Source organism: Sphingomonas sp. PAMC 26621 (assembly GCF_000251145.1).
Classification (GTDB): Bacteria; Pseudomonadota; Alphaproteobacteria; order Sphingomonadales; family Sphingomonadaceae; genus Sphingomonas.
In genome coordinates this window covers 90636-104791 of record NZ_AIDW01000014.1, presented here as the reverse complement: position 1 = coordinate 104791, position 14156 = coordinate 90636, and the positions used below count along the sequence as shown (strand labels likewise).

18 protein-coding genes, 1 tRNA gene and 1 pseudogene are annotated in these 14156 nt (G+C 65.9%); 9 read left to right on the top strand and 11 right to left on the bottom strand.

Annotated features, from left to right (window positions below; all coding sequences use genetic code 11):
* The first annotated feature begins 52 nt into the window (after positions 1-52).
* The 3 genes from RI03_RS06920 to RI03_RS06910 all read left to right on the top strand — a co-directional run bounded on the left by RI03_RS06920 (position 53) and on the right by RI03_RS06910 (position 1929).
* Positions 53-403 (top strand): DUF3147 family protein, encoded by a 351-nt coding sequence (locus tag RI03_RS06920; protein WP_026046519.1) that lies wholly within the window; start codon positions 53-55, stop codon positions 401-403.
* 126 nt (positions 404-529) lie between these two features.
* Positions 530-793, top strand: a complete 264-nt coding sequence (locus RI03_RS06915; RefSeq protein WP_010216149.1) for a hypothetical protein — start codon at positions 530-532, stop codon at positions 791-793.
* Positions 794-960: 167 nt separating this feature from the next.
* A complete protein-coding gene (locus RI03_RS06910; RefSeq protein ID WP_010216147.1) occupies positions 961-1929 on the top strand; it encodes a phosphatase PAP2 family protein in 969 nt (322 codons plus the stop codon).
* A 120-nt stretch (positions 1930-2049) separates the two neighbouring features.
* Here RI03_RS06910 and RI03_RS06905 read toward each other — a convergent pair whose 3' ends face one another.
* Positions 2050-2394, bottom strand: a complete 345-nt coding sequence (locus RI03_RS06905; protein WP_010163084.1) for a hypothetical protein — start codon at positions 2392-2394, stop codon at positions 2050-2052.
* A 161-nt stretch (positions 2395-2555) separates the two neighbouring features.
* Between RI03_RS06905 and RI03_RS06900 the strand changes: the two genes are divergently transcribed.
* Together RI03_RS06900 and RI03_RS06895 are read left to right on the top strand one after the other, a co-directional pair.
* The gene (locus RI03_RS06900; RefSeq protein ID WP_026046517.1) at positions 2556-3047 is read left to right on the top strand and encodes a pyridoxamine 5'-phosphate oxidase family protein; all 492 of its coding nucleotides are present in this window, start codon (positions 2556-2558) and stop codon (positions 3045-3047) included.
* A 42-nt stretch (positions 3048-3089) separates the two neighbouring features.
* On the top strand, positions 3090-4484 hold the full coding sequence (locus tag RI03_RS06895) for an MFS transporter (protein WP_010216144.1): 1395 nt from the start codon (positions 3090-3092) through the stop codon (positions 4482-4484).
* Positions 4485-4602: 118 nt separating this feature from the next.
* On the opposite strand, the gene RI03_RS06890 is transcribed toward RI03_RS06895, so the two are convergent.
* The 3 genes from RI03_RS06890 to RI03_RS06880 form a co-directional block, all read right to left on the bottom strand.
* Complete coding sequence (locus RI03_RS06890) at positions 4603-5163, bottom strand: HD domain-containing protein (RefSeq protein ID WP_010216143.1); 561 nt, start codon at positions 5161-5163, stop codon at positions 4603-4605.
* 760 nt (positions 5164-5923) lie between these two features.
* Positions 5924-5998 (bottom strand) — tRNA-Gln (locus RI03_RS06885).
* A gap of 65 nt (positions 5999-6063) precedes the next feature.
* Positions 6064-7203, bottom strand: a complete 1140-nt coding sequence (locus tag RI03_RS06880) for a branched-chain amino acid aminotransferase (protein WP_010216142.1) — start codon at positions 7201-7203, stop codon at positions 6064-6066.
* A gap of 72 nt (positions 7204-7275) precedes the next feature.
* Between RI03_RS06880 and RI03_RS06875 the strand changes: the two genes are divergently transcribed.
* The gene (locus RI03_RS06875) at positions 7276-7764 is read left to right on the top strand and encodes a MarR family transcriptional regulator (protein WP_010163078.1); all 489 of its coding nucleotides are present in this window, start codon (positions 7276-7278) and stop codon (positions 7762-7764) included.
* 19 nt (positions 7765-7783) lie between these two features.
* On the opposite strand, the gene proC is transcribed toward RI03_RS06875, so the two are convergent.
* From proC to RI03_RS06850, 5 genes are all read right to left on the bottom strand, one after another.
* Positions 7784-8590, bottom strand: a complete 807-nt coding sequence (gene proC / locus RI03_RS06870) for a pyrroline-5-carboxylate reductase (protein ID WP_010216141.1) — start codon at positions 8588-8590, stop codon at positions 7784-7786.
* Positions 8591-8594: 4 nt separating this feature from the next.
* Positions 8595-9095: a YbjN domain-containing protein gene (locus RI03_RS06865; protein ID WP_026046515.1), complete on the bottom strand. Its 501-nt coding sequence runs from the start codon at positions 9093-9095 to the stop codon at positions 8595-8597.
* Between the two features lie 108 nt (positions 9096-9203).
* Positions 9204-9506 carry an accessory factor UbiK family protein gene (locus tag RI03_RS06860; protein WP_010216138.1) on the bottom strand — a complete coding sequence of 101 codons (303 nt, stop codon included), beginning with the start codon at positions 9504-9506 and terminating at the stop codon, positions 9204-9206.
* A gap of 19 nt (positions 9507-9525) precedes the next feature.
* Positions 9526-10107 (bottom strand): TspO/MBR family protein, encoded by a 582-nt coding sequence (locus RI03_RS06855; RefSeq protein WP_010216137.1) that lies wholly within the window; start codon positions 10105-10107, stop codon positions 9526-9528.
* Between the two features lie 61 nt (positions 10108-10168).
* On the bottom strand, positions 10169-10957 hold the full coding sequence (locus RI03_RS06850; RefSeq protein ID WP_051007239.1) for a TlyA family RNA methyltransferase: 789 nt from the start codon (positions 10955-10957) through the stop codon (positions 10169-10171).
* Positions 10958-11242: 285 nt separating this feature from the next.
* On the opposite strand from RI03_RS06850, the pseudogene RI03_RS06845 reads away from it, so the two are divergent.
* A pseudogene (locus tag RI03_RS06845) lies at positions 11243-11922 on the top strand (RBBP9/YdeN family alpha/beta hydrolase).
* Positions 11923-12136: 214 nt separating this feature from the next.
* Here RI03_RS06845 and RI03_RS06840 read toward each other — a convergent pair.
* Positions 12137-12856, bottom strand: coding sequence for a Crp/Fnr family transcriptional regulator (locus tag RI03_RS06840; RefSeq protein ID WP_238542301.1), 720 nt, complete (start codon positions 12854-12856; stop codon positions 12137-12139).
* 59 nt (positions 12857-12915) lie between these two features.
* Here RI03_RS06840 and RI03_RS24030 point away from each other — a divergent pair, with 59 nt between their 5' ends.
* Both RI03_RS24030 and RI03_RS06835 read left to right on the top strand, forming a co-directional pair.
* Positions 12916-13092, top strand: coding sequence for a hypothetical protein (locus RI03_RS24030; RefSeq protein ID WP_170318354.1), 177 nt, complete (start codon positions 12916-12918; stop codon positions 13090-13092).
* A 61-nt stretch (positions 13093-13153) separates the two neighbouring features.
* The gene (locus RI03_RS06835; RefSeq protein ID WP_010216132.1) at positions 13154-13360 is read left to right on the top strand and encodes a hypothetical protein; all 207 of its coding nucleotides are present in this window, start codon (positions 13154-13156) and stop codon (positions 13358-13360) included.
* 27 nt (positions 13361-13387) lie between these two features.
* Here the strand turns inward: RI03_RS06835 and RI03_RS06830 are convergent, their stop codons facing one another.
* Complete coding sequence (locus tag RI03_RS06830; protein WP_010216130.1) at positions 13388-14083, bottom strand: hypothetical protein; 696 nt, start codon at positions 14081-14083, stop codon at positions 13388-13390.
* Positions 14084-14156: the final 73 nt, after the last annotated feature.

Sequence of the window (14156 nt, the reverse complement as noted above, 5' to 3'; positions counted from 1 at the left end):
ACCGTCACGTGTGTCCTTGGCGACGCACCACAATGTGCGGAATAGCGGCACGATGCTGTTCCTCGCGCTCAAAGCCCTCATCTCCGGCATCCTGATCGCCGCCGCATCGACGCTGGCCAAGCGGTATCCGGGGTTCGGCGCGCTGGTCGCGTCGCTTCCGTTGGTATCGGTGCTGGGGATGATCTGGCTGTGGGGCGAAAAGCCCGACACCGGCAACATGGCCGCGCATATCGGCGCGACCTTCTGGTACATCCTGCCGTCGCTGCCGATGTTCGTGGTGATGCCGGTGCTGCTGCGCCACGGCTTCGGTTTCTGGCTGACGCTCGGGATCGGCTGTGCGCTGACGATCGTCCTGTACACGGCACTCGTCGCGCTCGCCCCGCGCCTTGGCATCGCCCTCTAGTATCCCAGTCCGCGCAACCATCCCGCTCTCAAAGTGTACGTGCGCTGTCGGATACGTTCAGCAAGCATAACCGGCCAGCACTGCATAACCGTCACAAGCCCGATCGCCGGGCCGAAAGGACTCATCATGAAGATCGCCCACATTCTTGCCGCCGCAAGCCTGATCGCCGGGATCGGCGTCTCGACCACCGCTTCGGCGCAGGACTATCGCGGCGACCGCGGGGGCCATCACGATCGCCGCTTCGATGACCGGCGCGGCGATCATCGCGACTTCCGTGGCGATCGTCGCTATGACAATCGCTACCACGGCCGCCACAATGGCTATAACAACCGTGGCCGCAACTGCCGGACCGACTGGCGCAACCATCGTCGCGTCCAGATCTGCCGCTGACCTGTTTCCGGAGGGGCGTTCCAGCGCCCCTCCGGCTCCGACTGGCGTAGTCGGGCGAATGTAACCTTTACGTCATAAAGTCTTCACGCCATGGAGAGGGTAGATCAGGGTATCAGCGCCCTATCCTGCGACGATCGGGTCGATCGTCCAATCCAGGCGCAGCATATTTGTTCAACTCGGTCGTCTTCCCCTTCGCCCCGCCCGCCCCCGTCTATCCCGTCGGGCGATCGCAGACGGGCCTGATTCCAGGACGTTGGCTGGCAATCGGCTTTGTGGCGAGTCTGGCGTGCCTCGTCGCGCTGATGACCGACACCGGGCTGACGATCGACCCGCGCGCGCCGAGCACGCTGGTGTTCGCAGGCGTGTTCACGCTGGCGGCGAGCCTCCGGTATTTCCTCCGCACACCCCGCAGCGCGGCACAGCGCGTTGCGCGCGATATCGCCGAAACCTTTGGTCTGTTCACCGCGATATCGTTGACGGGAGCGGTAGCGACCTATCCGATCGGTGCGGAAACCAGCGGCACGATCGACCCCCTGCTCCAGCAGATCGACGTCGCGCTCCATTTCGACTGGCTTGCCTGGTATCAGGTCGTGGCCGATCATCGCGCGCTGCAGATCCTCGGGACCGCGGCGTATCAAAGCATTTACGTCAGCCCCGCGCTGATCCTCGGTTATTGTGCCTGGGCGGACAAGCGTGCGGCCGCGCGCGGTTTGATCGCGAGCTTCTGGGTCGCCGCGGTGCTGGCGCTGGTGCTGTTCAGCTTCTGGCCGGCATACGGTCCGTTCGCGACGCTGTGGCACGGCCCCGCCCCCTATCAGACCGAGAGCGGCCTCTACGAATCGCAGTTGCTGCCGTTGCTGCGAAGCCATGTCCTGCGCGAGGTCGATCTGGGGAACCTGCGCGGGCTGGTCGAGGCGCCGAGCTTCCACACCGCCAGCGCAGTCCTGTATATCGCCGCGGCGTGGCCGTTCGCGCGGATCCGCAAGCCGATCCTGCTGGTCAATCTCGCGATGCTGGTCGCGACGCCGGTCGAGGGCACGCATTACCTCGCCGACATGCTGGCGGGTGCCAGCGTGGCGATCGTGGCGGTGCTCCTGGTCACGGTGGTGCGCCGGCGTCTGCCGGGCCACGCCTGAAACAGTTGAAGTCAACCGTTTCGAGAAGCGTGCGTTATGCCCGGTTCCTCGAGATCATACGAAACGAACAGACGAAGCACCGCGGCCGCGCGCAAAGCGGCGCGGAAGCGGTCGGCCGCCTCAGGCGTGTTCGACCGCCATCAGCGCCGTGTCGGCATATTTCGGATCGGTCGGCGAGAACAGCTCACTCACCTGAAAATTGCGGTCGACGAGACCAAGGTCCACCAGCCCGATCAGCTTGAAGGTACCGACCTTGAATTCCTTCGGCGGCTTGCCGTCGCGTTCCAGCACGACGCCGTCGACGTACAGTTCGTCATGGCGGGTATAGATAATGTGCGGCGCGAGCACGATGTGCATCTTGTTATACGTCGCGCTTAGGCACTTCTTGCGGACGATCGCCTCGAAGACCGTCGGCGTGGGTCCGGTAGGCATTGCAGCTTCGCCCTGTTCGTCGGGATATTTCATGACAACGTTGTACCAAAAATGGTGCGGTGCAGCAAGTAACGTTCGATCCGTCGCGTCGGATCCACGCCGAACCGTGTTTTCGCGGCTCATCAATCCGGTCGATCATGTCGCTGAGGAACCCCACGCTGCAACCGCCCGTTGCACGGCCACAGGAGACAGTGATGACCGACCAGGCAGAAATCGAGCACAAATTCTGGAAGGCATTGCGTTCCGACATGACGATGATGCTCGGGCTCGCCGGGGTCGACGAAGGGCATACGCGCCCGATGACCGCCCAGCTCGATGGCGACGAGGATCGCGGGCCGATCTACTTCTTTACCTCCAGGGAAACCGAACTCGTCGCCGATCTGAAGCCCGGCGCGCGGGCGGTCGCGACGTTCGCGTCGAAGGGCAACGATCTCTTCGCGGCGGTCCACGGCACGCTGTCGCTCGACGATGATCGTGCGCTGATCGACCGGTTGTGGAATCGCTTCGTGGCCGCCTGGTTCGAAGGCGGGAAGGACGACCCCAAGCTCCAGCTGATCCGGCTCGACCCGGACCAGGCGCAAATCTGGGTCGATGCGTCGAGCATGATCGCCGGGGTCAAGATGCTGCTCGGGATCGATCCCAAGGAAGACTACAAGGACAAGGTCGCCAAGGTGACGCTCGATTGAACGCGCACCCTGTTTCCGCCAGGCGCGGCGCGTGATGCTCACATGACCGACGGCCTTCCCCTTCCCCGGCGCTACGCCGCGATTGCGACGCTGTGCCTCGGTACGGCGCTCATCATCATCGACGGAGGCGTCGCCAACATCGCGCTCCCGACGATCGCGCGCGATCTCGGGGTAGACCGGTCCTCGGTCGTGTCGGTGGTGACGATCTACCAGTTGATGCTGGTCATGCTGCTGCTGCCTTTCGCCGGACTGGGCGAGCGGATCGGGCTCAAGCGGATGTACCAGATCGGGCAGCTCGTGTTCAAGGTCGCGACGTTGCTGTGTTTCTTCGCGAAAAGCCTGCCGTTCCTGCTGATCGTGCGCGTTGCGCAGGCGATCGGCGCGGCGGCGGCGCTGAGTGTTTCCTCGGCGCTGATCCGCTCGACCTATCCCGCGAAGCAGCTCGGCAGCGGGCTCGGGATCAATTCCGCGATCGTCTCGGCAGGCGCGGCGCTCGCGCCGTCGCTCGGGGGGTTCATCCTCGGAATAGCGCCCTGGCCGTGGGTGTTCGCGAGCGCGGTGCCGTTCGCGATCGGCTCGCTGTTGCTCGGCCGCGCGCTGCCCGACACACCGCCCCGCGACACGCCGTTCGACGTGGTCGGCGCGGTCATGTGCGCGGCGATGTTCGGGCTGATCATCGGCGGGCTCGAGAGCGGGGTGCATGGCGACAGTCCGGTGGTGTCGGCGGCGATCGTGCTGACCGGGGTCGTGGTCGGCGTGCTGTTCGTGCGGCGCGAGCGGGGCGAGCGGGACCCGATACTGCCGATCGATCTTCTCGCGCGTCCGGTGCTGCGGCTGTCGGTGATCGGCGCCTACACCGCGTTCATCGCCTCGATGACGCTGATCATCTCGATGCCCTTCCGGCTGCAGAGCGAGTTCGGCTTTACGCCGACCGAAATGGGGCTGCTGATGGCGCCCTGGCCGCTGACCAACATCGTCGTCGCGCCCTTGTCGGGCTGGCTGTCGAGCCGGATCCCCGCCGGTCTGCTGGGCGGGATCGGCATGGCGATCTCGATCGTCGCGCTGGTGCTGATCGCCGATATGCCGGCGCATCCCAGCGCCCTCGACGTCGCGTGGCGGATGGCGTTGTGCGGTGCCGGGTTCGGAACGTTCCTGCCCCCCAACGCGCGCCTCATCATCGGCAGCGCCCCACGCGAGCGCGCGGCGGCGGCGGGCGGCCTTGTCTCGACCACGCGCCTGCTCGGCCAGACGACCGGCGCGACGCTGGTCGCGGCGTTGCTCGCGCTCGGGATGGGCGGCGGCGCGACCCCGCCGCTGGTGGCGGCGGGGCTGGCGTTCGTCGCGGGCCTGTGCAGCCTCGCCCGGCTCCGCCCATCGATCCGGATGCCGAAAACCGAGGAATCCGCAGATGTTCAGCCGGCCAGCCCGGTGCGGTAAAGCACCGGGCTAGCCCTCGCGTCGGTGCGGCACGGGAGGCCCGGCCTCTTCAGAAGTTCGGGTCGAAGTTGGAGAACACCGGGTTCGACAGCGCCACCCTGCGCGACCTACGGCAGCGTCAGGCGAGCCGCCGCATTTCGTCGACCAGTGCCGCCAGTCGATCGGTCGCCGGCCCGGGAATGCGGGCGCGGAAGGCCTGCGCCAAGGCCTCGTAATACCACAGCGACCCGTCCTTGCCGCCGGTGAAGCGTTGCCACAGCGCGTCGCCATGGACCGCGAGATCGGCGACGATCGCGCGCGCGTTATGCGTCTTGTCCGCAAGACTGACCTGCAGGGACGCGACCGGCTTGTGCGCCAGGCTGGCAAGATACGCCTCTTTCCGCGCACGCCACGGTGGTTTCGGCTCGGTTTCGGAATCGGTACAATGGTCGACGATCTCGGCGACGCGGTCGCCGAACGTCGCCCTGATCACCGCCAGTTGGGGCGCGCCACCCTGATCCTCGACTGCATCATGCAGAAGTGCCGCGATCGCCTGATCCTCGTCCGCGCCATTCTCCAGCGCGATCGATGCGACGCCGAGCAGGTGCGCCACATAGGGAACATCGGTCCCCTTGCGCCGCTGGTCGCGATGCAACTTGCTGGCATAGGCCAGCGCCTTATCGAAGCGATCGGTCAGCATGGTCTCTCCCTTTGTGAAGCTACGGGCGCACGCGGCAACCATTCCACCCGTCATTGCCAAAAGCAGGTACCCCCCCCAGGTGACGACCGAAAAACCTGCCGTAGTCGCGATCGATTTCGACGAACCATATCGCGATGCCGTCGGCCCGAAGATCTCGTGATGTCGGTTACCGCGTGCGCCGAGCATCCGCCGGTCGTTATGCCGCTGGTCGACTGTGGCATGGACATGATCTCGGCGACGTGGCGCTACAGATGCTCCGAAACGACGATTCCCCTATCAATAGCCCTGAAGCAAAATATCTAATACTGCTCACAACAGATTAGATCATGTGTTACCGATATGCCAACGACTACAGTGTCGCGCAATGCTTGTCTGAATAGGCATAGGTCAAGCTGGAATCCGAATATTGATCGCTACATGACCATGAATCCTGTCATCGCAGTATCTTGACCGTAGTTTGCGAAAGCTTCGTCAGATAAACGTCAGCGATATCTATCTGTTCGAGCACTCCCGATACGCCTGCCCGACAAGGCCGAGCCCGCACGATCAGGGCAACACATGAACATCGTGCATACGTTCGACGTGGGCTTCGATCATGGTGGAAAGACCCTCAGGCCAGACCGCACTCTCATACCCGAGCGTGGAGATCGTGGCCGTCGATGGCGTAGGGTATTCGCCGACCGATTTAGCGGGGCAGAGTGGATCACCGCCACGACGGAGTAACCTTGCCCGGCGCTATGACCGTTGATTTTTCTGAAACTGGCTGGGGCGGCAGGGTTCGAACCTGCGAATGGCGGCATCAAAAGCCGCTGCCTTACCACTTGGCGACGCCCCAATCCGGGAGCGCAGGCCTTTAAGCTGCGCGTGCCCCGTTGCAAACCTAAAAAATGCGAGCGCCGCTCAGACGACGCGCTCGAGCCAGCCGTGCGGATCGGGGGCGATGCCGCGCTGGAGGTCGATCAGGGCCTGGCGAAGCCGCAGCGTGGTCTCGCCCGCGCCGCCGTCGCCGATGTCGAACCCGCCGTCGGCCAGCTTCATCGTCCCGATCGGCGTCACCACCGCCGCGGTCCCGCAGGCGAACGCCTCGCGCAGCCGGCCGCTTGCCGCATCTGCGCGGCACTGGTCGATCGCATAGGGTTCTTCGCGCACCGTCAGCCCCATGTCGCGCGCGAGCGTGATCAGCGAATCGCGCGTGATGCCGGGAAGGATCGTGCCGGTCAGCGGCGGGGTCTGGAGGCTGCCGTCGTCGAACACGAAGAAGATGTTCATGCCGCCGAGTTCCTCGATCCAGCGGCGCTCGACCGCGTCGAGGAACAGCACCTGGTCGCACCCCTGGCGCGTCGCCTCGGCCTGGGCGATCAGGCTGGCGGCGTAATTGCCGCCGCACTTGGCAGCACCCGTCCCGCCGGGTGCAGCGCGCGTATAATCCTGCGACACCCATAGCGTCACCGCGGGCGCGCCGCCTTTGAAATAGGCGCCGACCGACGAGGCGATCACCGCGTAGAGATATTCGGTCGACGGCTTCACCCCGAGGAACACCTCGCTCGCGATCATGAACGGGCGCAAGTACAGCGCGCCGCCGTCGATATCGGGGATCCAGTCGGCTTCCTGCCGCACGAGCGTGCGGACCGACTCAACGAACAGCGCCTCGGGCAGCGGGACCATCGCCATCCGCTCGGCCGAGGAGCGGAACCGCGCGGCATTGGCGGTCGGGCGGAACAGTGCGGCACCGCCGTCAGGCAGGCGATACGCCTTCATCCCCTCGAAGATCTCCTGCGCATAATGCAGCACCGCGGACGCGCTATCCATCGTGAACGGCGCGCGCGCGGTGATCTTGGCGTCGTGCCAGCCCGCCGCCTCGCTGTAGCGGATCGTCACCATATGATCGGTGAAGACCCGGCCGAAGCCCGGGTTGACGAGCTGCGCGGCGCGTTCGTTCGCGGCGAGCGGCGCGGCGTTCGGCTCGAACGTGAAGCCGGGTGTCTCGGACAATGCGGGATCGGCAGGCTGACCGCCAGCGAGCGTAACGGTGTTCGGCATGATATCCTTGCGACATATTGCGACAATTTGGGGGTTGAAGGGGTGTACGGGACGCGTCAAACGCGGTCAACAATGGCAACCGCAATCGCCTCTGCTTCGCCGCTCTTCCTCCGTGAACCCGAAATTCGGCGCGGCATGGAATTGCTCTACTTCGCCCAGAGCACGCTCGCTCGCTCCACCGAGGTGCGACTGAGCGAGATGGGGCTTGGCCGCGCGCATCATCGCGCGATGTACTTCATCGCGCGGCATCCGGATCTTACGGTGAGCGCGCTGCTGAGCTTGCTGGGCATTACCAAGCAATCGCTCGGGCGCGTGCTCAACGAACTGGTCGATCGCGACCTGGTCGAGACGCGCGTTGGCGAGCGGGACCGGCGGCAACGATTGCTGCGGCTGTCGACCGCCGGGTCGGCGCTCGAGCAGGAGTTGTTCGAGATGGTGCGGCAGCATTGGTCGCGCGCCTATGCGCGGGCCGGGCAGAGCGCCGTGACCGGATTCTGGTCGGTCCTCGAGGGGATGATTGGCGAGGAGGATCTCGCGCGGTTGTCGGGGCCGCAGGACTAGCGTTCGGGTCTTCGCGCGGTCAGCGTGCCGCGGCCGCCATCTCGGCGTTGCGGCGGGTCGCAGCGGCGATCGTCTCGCGCAGCACGTTATCCAGCGCGCCATCCGCATCGAGTACGTCGAGCCCCTTGCGGGTCGATCCACCCGGGCTCGCCACGCGGTCCGCTAGCGTAGCCGGGTCGACGTCGGCCGCTGCAGCCAGCAGCCCTGCCCCCTCGACCGTCGCAAGCGCAAGCCGCTGCGCCTGATCGGCGGGCAGCCCCTGCGCGACACCCGCACGGGCAAGCGAATCGATGAAGCGATAGAGGAAGGCCGGACCGCTCCCGGCCAGCGCGGTGACCGCGTCAAACTGCGCCGGCGCGACCCATTCGACCAGACCGAGCGGTTGCATCAGCTGCTCGACGCTGGCCCGCGCCGTGACGTCCGTGCCAGCGCTGTCGAGCGCAACGACGCCCTTCCCGATCGCGACCGGCAGATTGGGCATCGCGCGAACGATCGCGCCGGCCGAAAAGCGGGTTGCCAGCGCATTTTCCTCCACGCCGGCGAGGATCGACACCAGGATCGGTATGCCGGCGATGCGCCCCGCAAAGCGCGCCGCAATCTCGTCGAGCTGTTGCGGCTTCATCGCCAGGATCAGGAGATCGGGATGCGCACCGTCGGGCAGGTCGCGCGCCTGCCGGACCCCGTCCGGCAACGCACGGTCCGACCGGTTGACGACATGGACGGCGCGCGCATCCACGACGCCGCTGTCGATCCAGCGCCGCAACATCGCGCCGCCCATGGTGCCGCATCCGATCATCCAGATACGGCCGATGCTCGCGTCGGTCACGGGGTCAGGCTTCGCCCTGGGTTTCGGTCATCGCGGCGGCGAGCGCTTCCTTGGGCGTCTTGCCGCCCCACAGGATGAACTGGAACACCGGGTAGAAGCGCTCGCACTCGTCGATCGCGCTTTCGACCATGAGTTCTGCCGAGCCGAGCGACAGCGTGCCGCCATCGCCGTCGATCATCGCGGCGTGGCGGTAGAGCAGGATCCCGCTCGACGACCAGAGCTCGAAATGGCCGACCCACAATTGCTCGTTGATCAGCCCGATCGCCTCATACATCGCGGCGCGCTTGTCGTCGGCGACCTTGATGTCGGGGAACGCCAGGAACTGGATGACGCCATCCTCGTCACGCCACAGCGCGCGCAATTCATACTGCGCCCAACTGCCCTTGACCTTAGCGATGACCTCATCGTCCTGCCGCTCGTAATCCCAGCCATGCGCTGCGAAATAGCTTTCGAGCATATCGATCGGCGCGGCATCGTCGCGGTCGAAATCGGCTTCATCCAACATCATTCGGAGCCTCCCGTCCGCTTTACGCAAGCAAGCGTGGCCGCTTCGGCGCGGCGATACAAGCGGCAGGGGAACATGCGCGTCGAATTAGCTGTGGATAAAATGAGGTCAGACTCCGGTTTCGGGGGGCGAGGTGAAGGCTGCGGCAGAAGACGACGCAGACGCCGACGAACCCTTGGCTTCGAGCGCGTCGAGCCGCGCGCGCAGCGCATCGGCCTCGTCGCGCGCCGCGACCGCCATCGCCTTCACCACTTCGAACTCGTCGCGCGAGACGAAGTCGAGCCCGCCGATCCACTCGCGCGCCCGCGCCCGCGCGCCGGCTTCCGCCTCGCGCCCGACGCCCGCAAGCGTACCTGCCGCGCCGTTGAGGAGCTTCGCGAAATCGTCGAAAATCTTGTTGTCGGCTTGCATGCGGAAGGGTCCAATCGAACTATCTGGCTCTGATCTGGGTTGTCGTCGAACCCGGTGCAAGGGTTTCCACCCCGGGGTTGAGCGCCAGAATCTCATAGTTGAGATACGCTGCGAACAGCAGCCACACAAGATAGGGCACCAGCAACACCGCCGCGAGCCCGCGCACCTGCGAGAACAGGATCGTCATCAGCATCGTCACGCCGAACATCAGCCCGACCAGCACGAGCGCGACAACCACCTGATGCAGACCGAAAAACAGCGGCGACCAGGCAAGGTTGAGCACGAGCTGTCCGAAGAACACGATCACCGCCGGGGTCCGCAACCGCGCGCCGCGCGCGTTGAGGATCATCGCGAGCGCGACGCCGAGAATGACGTAGAGCAGCGACCAGGCGACCGGGAACACCCAGTCGGGCGGATTGTAAGCAGGCTTGTTGAGCGCGGCATACCAGCGGTTTTCGCTGCCAGTTGGCGACAGTCGCGCCGCACCGAACCCGAGCAGCAGCATTCCGGGGATCGTCACCGCGGTCCAGCGCAGGAACGACGCGCGAAGCTGTTCCCGTGATGCGATGCCGCCAGCCATGTTCGTCGCCACTTCGCGCACTCCCTTGTTCCGCTTTATCGATCCGCGCGCCGATGGCGGCGCGAACCTTCCCCCGCCGCCGCTATAGGAGAACTCCCCCGGCGGAGTCGGGATTATTTGCCGTCGCGGGCGCAGCGTCCGCGCGAACGGCCCCGATCAGGAACTCGATATTGCCTTCCGGCCCGGTGATCGGGCTTTCGACCAGCGTCACGACACGCCACCCCTTGCCCGTGACCCACGCCGACACTTCGTCGCACACTCGCGCGTGGATCGCGGGATCGCGCACCACCCCGCCCTTGCCGACCTCGCCGCGCCCCGCCTCGAACTGCGGCTTGATCAGCGCGAGCAACCGCGCGTCGGGCTTGGCGAAGCGCATCGGCACGTCGAGCACCTTGGCGAGCCCGATGAAGCTCGCGTCGCAGACGATCAGGTCGATCGGTTCAGGGATGTGCGCCGCGGTCAGGATCCGCGCGCTCGTTTGCTCGTGGACGATCACGCGGTCGTCCTGCCGGAGCTTCCACGCGAGCTGGTTGGTCCCGCTGTCGACCGCATAGACGCGCGCCGCACCGCGCTGGAGCAGCACGTCGGTAAACCCGCCGGTCGACGAGCCGACATCGATCGCGACCGCCCCGGTCACGTCCCAGCCGGTCGCCTCGAGCCCGTGCGCCAGCTTGATCCCGCCGCGCGACACCCAGGGATGATCGCGCCCGCGCACGTCGAGCACAACATCGTCCGCCACCGCCTGCCCCGGCTTGTCGATCTTGCGGTGGCCAAGGAACACCAGCCCCGCCATGATCAGCGCCTGCGCGCGCGTCCGGCTTTCGGCGAGGCCGCGATCGACCAGCAACTGGTCTGCTCTAAGCTTGGGCATGCGGGGTCGGCTGGCAGGGCAATTCGGGCATCGCCACCCCCTATCAAGCTTCGCGCCCGACCCCAAGCGCGGCGAGTCGCCGATCGCCCCGTCCGCCCGAACCACGCAAATCCGCGACACGTCGAAACCGTCTTTTCAGGCCGGCGCATCCGGCCTTCGATTCGGCGCAGGTCTATTGCCTACCATTCCAGTAGGAATAGCTTTCGAGACCGGGAGGCGTGGCCGCGCGGCGTCCCCCTAGAGCACGGGCGGTCACGTCTCCCATTCTCAAATGGGAGAGCATCGATGGGTAGCTTCTCAAGTTTCGAACCCGTGCAGCCGACCATCCTGACGGTCCCCGGCCTCGGTGGCTCGGGCCCGTCGCACTGGCAGGCCTTATGGGAATCAGCGCGACCCGATACGGTTCGCGTCGAACTCGGCATGTGGAACACCCCGCTCGCAACGCCTGGGTGACCAAGCTCGACCAGGCGATCCGGCAGGCGAAGGCACCGGTCGTGCTGGCGGCGCACAGCCTCGGCTGCCTCGCGGTCGCGTGGTGGGCGGTGATGACACGGCAGCCCTATGGCTGGCCGGTCGCAGGCGCGCTGCTGGTCGCGCCCGCGGACGTCGACCGTCCGGGCGCGCAGGCCGAACTCGCGTCGTTCGGGCCGACCCCGACGACGCCGCTCCCCTTCCCCTCGCTGGTCGTCGCCAGCCGCGACGATCCGTGGATCGCGATCGAGCGCGCGCACAGCCTTGCGGTCGGCTGGGGCAGCCATTTCGTCGATGCGGGCGCGCAGGGGCATCTCAATGCCGCGAGCGGGATCGGCTGGTGGCAGGAGGGGCAGGAATTGCTCGACCGCGTGATCGGCGCGGCGGCGGACCGGCACGGGCGACCGCTCCCGCAAAGCGAAGCGCGCTCGATCCTCGTGATCAACGCGACCGATGCGGCACAGACGCATTACCTGCCGCACGCGGGGCGATAGTCAGGACGCCAGTTGAGCCGGCGGTTCGGTTGTTCCCCGACGAAATCCGGGGTCCAGGAGCAAAACGCTGGTATCTCCGGGCGTTGCGCTCCGTTGCGGCGGCCCTCGCTACTGGGCGCCGGCGTTCGCCGGGGAAGGCGTTTCGGGAACCGGGAACGCCTTCAGACACGCCGCCTGGGTTCCTGCCTATGCAGGAACACGCGCTTTCGCGGCATCAGTCCAGAAACAGATACGCCGGGTCGAACTCGGCGAAGGCGCGCAGCCGTGGCCAGTCGAGGATTTCGGCGACCCCCTGCCGGAAGGTGACGAGACCGTCCTCGCGCAACTGCCGCAACATCCGGTTGGCGTGAACCGCGGTCAGCCCGGTTGCGTCGGCAAGATCGACCTGCGTCAGCGGCATCGCGAAGCTGTTGCCCGAGGCATGGCCGATCCGCTCCAGCCGCACGAACAGTTCGCAGAACAAATGCGCGAGCCGCACTGCCGCGCCGCGTGCGCCGACCGAGACGATCCATTCGCGGTTGATCGCGGCGTCGATCATCGTCGACTTCCATAACAATTCGGTGATCGTCGCGGATTTCTCCGTCAACGCGCGAACTTCGGCATGGGGAAACAGCGCGACACGAATATCGGTCAACGCCGCGACCGAATGTTCGAGCCGCTTGAGCGGATAGCTGTGCAGATCGACGAAATCGCCAGGCACGTGGATCGCGAGGATCTGCCGCCGGCCCTCGGGCGTGTCCTTGAAGCGCTCGACGAACCCTTCGAGCAGCAGCGTGCATTGCGTCAGCGGGGTCTGTTGCCGGATGAAGATCTGCCGCGTGGCATAGCTCGTCGTGCGGATTGCCGCCGCTTCGATTGCAGCGACTTCCTCCGCAGACAGCACAGGCGTGCGATGCTTCTTTAAAAACAGATCGATATACATGCTGGTGATCAATCCCCTTCCCCGGAACATGGCCGGTATGCCGACGTTCTGTCCAGAGGGAGACGTCCGTAATGCCAAAAGATCCGCACTCCAAACCGATGGACGTCGTGGCCGAGGGCGGCGAGGTGCTGCTCGATGGACCGGAAGGACTGGCCGAAAGCTTCACGCCAGACGCTGCGCGCAAATCGGCCGAACGCCTGCGCGAGGCCGCGCGTGATGCCGAAAGCGACGCGGAAGACCGCGACTAGACACCGGCGTTAACGATGTACCCTCGTCGGATCTTCACGGTCTGGCGGCCAAAGTGTCCGCATGCCGTTCCGCAAACTGTTCCTGAGCCGATGGTCGGCGCTGTTGTGGGCCGGGGGCATCATATGGACCGCTGTCGATACTGTCGGCTTCGCGCCGGACAAGGCGCATCGGGTCACCGAGGCACCCGGGACATTCCATGATGCTGACGGCGAACCGGTCGAGGCGCAGGGTCTGGCGCTGCTCGCCAACGCCCTGCGCAATGACTGATCGCGGCGGCGGACGGATGGACGCGCCCTACCGCGTCGCAGCGGTCGGCTTGAGCGCGATCGCGTCGATCTTCCATTGCCGCTGTTCCGCGGTCGCACCGTCGACGTCGGCGACGCGGTGGAGGGTCACGCTGCCGATTTCGTAGCTCGGCGCGCGGTCTGCCTTGAGCCTGGCATAGACCTGCACCGGCACGGTCACGAAGCGCTGACCTGCGCCCGGATCGATCCGCCCGGGGGCGCCGATATTGGCGTGATATTCGCTGTACCGATCGAAGCCAGCGGTGAAGGCCGCAAGGTCACGTCCCGCCGCCGCGCTGCCCGGGCGCCACAGCGCACGCGCCTCCGCGAACTTGCGCGCGCCGAGCAGCGCGTAATAGGTCTGCACGACATTTGCCGCGCCCTGCGCGCTGTCGGGCGTGAAGCTTGCCTCGGAAACCGGCGTCCGGTCGTCGGAGAGTCCTCCCGGAGTTCCGGGGGCAGGCGGGTTGAGCGAGGCCAGCCGGTTGTCGGGGGCTTCGTCGTCGGTCTTGTTGATGTCGGCACCGCCGGCCGGATTGACCTCGGCATCGTCATTGCCGAACGCATTGTCGCCATATGCGTCGATCGCATCCTGCGCGTCGATCGCGGCGGCATTGATATCGACCGGGGTGTTGGTCACCGGCTCGCTCTCGGCACAACCCGCCAACACCAGCAGGGATACGGACAGAAGCAGGGTGCGCGTCATATACAAGCTCGACTGACAGGGAATGGGATCGGCGGGGGCTTGGCTAACGAAGATCGGCCCGCGCCGTTCCCTC

What these genes read in the sequence shown, in the direction of transcription:
- RI03_RS06905 (WP_010163084.1), bottom strand. Translation starts at nt 2,394, where the DNA reads ATGAAATATCCCGACGAACAGGGCGAAGCTGCAATGCCTACCGGACCC.
- RI03_RS24030 (WP_170318354.1), top strand. Translation starts at nt 12,916, where the DNA reads ATGCCAAAAGATCCGCACTCCAAACCGATGGACGTCGTGGCCGAGGGC.
- RI03_RS06915 (WP_010216149.1), top strand. Translation starts at nt 530, where the DNA reads ATGAAGATCGCCCACATTCTTGCCGCCGCAAGCCTGATCGCCGGGATC.
- RI03_RS06880 (WP_010216142.1), bottom strand. Translation starts at nt 7,203, where the DNA reads ATGCCGAACACCGTTACGCTCGCTGGCGGTCAGCCTGCCGATCCCGCA.
- RI03_RS06850 (WP_051007239.1), bottom strand. Translation starts at nt 10,957, where the DNA reads ATGCCCAAGCTTAGAGCAGACCAGTTGCTGGTCGATCGCGGCCTCGCC.
- RI03_RS06875 (WP_010163078.1), top strand. Translation starts at nt 7,276, where the DNA reads ATGGCAACCGCAATCGCCTCTGCTTCGCCGCTCTTCCTCCGTGAACCC.
- RI03_RS06900 (WP_026046517.1), top strand. Translation starts at nt 2,556, where the DNA reads ATGACCGACCAGGCAGAAATCGAGCACAAATTCTGGAAGGCATTGCGT.
- RI03_RS06865 (WP_026046515.1), bottom strand. Translation starts at nt 9,095, where the DNA reads ATGTTGGATGAAGCCGATTTCGACCGCGACGATGCCGCGCCGATCGAT.
- RI03_RS06895 (WP_010216144.1), top strand. Translation starts at nt 3,090, where the DNA reads ATGACCGACGGCCTTCCCCTTCCCCGGCGCTACGCCGCGATTGCGACG.
- RI03_RS06835 (WP_010216132.1), top strand. Translation starts at nt 13,154, where the DNA reads ATGCCGTTCCGCAAACTGTTCCTGAGCCGATGGTCGGCGCTGTTGTGG.
- RI03_RS06920 (WP_026046519.1), top strand. Translation starts at nt 53, where the DNA reads ATGCTGTTCCTCGCGCTCAAAGCCCTCATCTCCGGCATCCTGATCGCC.
- RI03_RS06890 (WP_010216143.1), bottom strand. Translation starts at nt 5,163, where the DNA reads ATGCTGACCGATCGCTTCGATAAGGCGCTGGCCTATGCCAGCAAGTTG.
- RI03_RS06860 (WP_010216138.1), bottom strand. Translation starts at nt 9,506, where the DNA reads ATGCAAGCCGACAACAAGATTTTCGACGATTTCGCGAAGCTCCTCAAC.
- RI03_RS06830 (WP_010216130.1), bottom strand. Translation starts at nt 14,083, where the DNA reads ATGACGCGCACCCTGCTTCTGTCCGTATCCCTGCTGGTGTTGGCGGGT.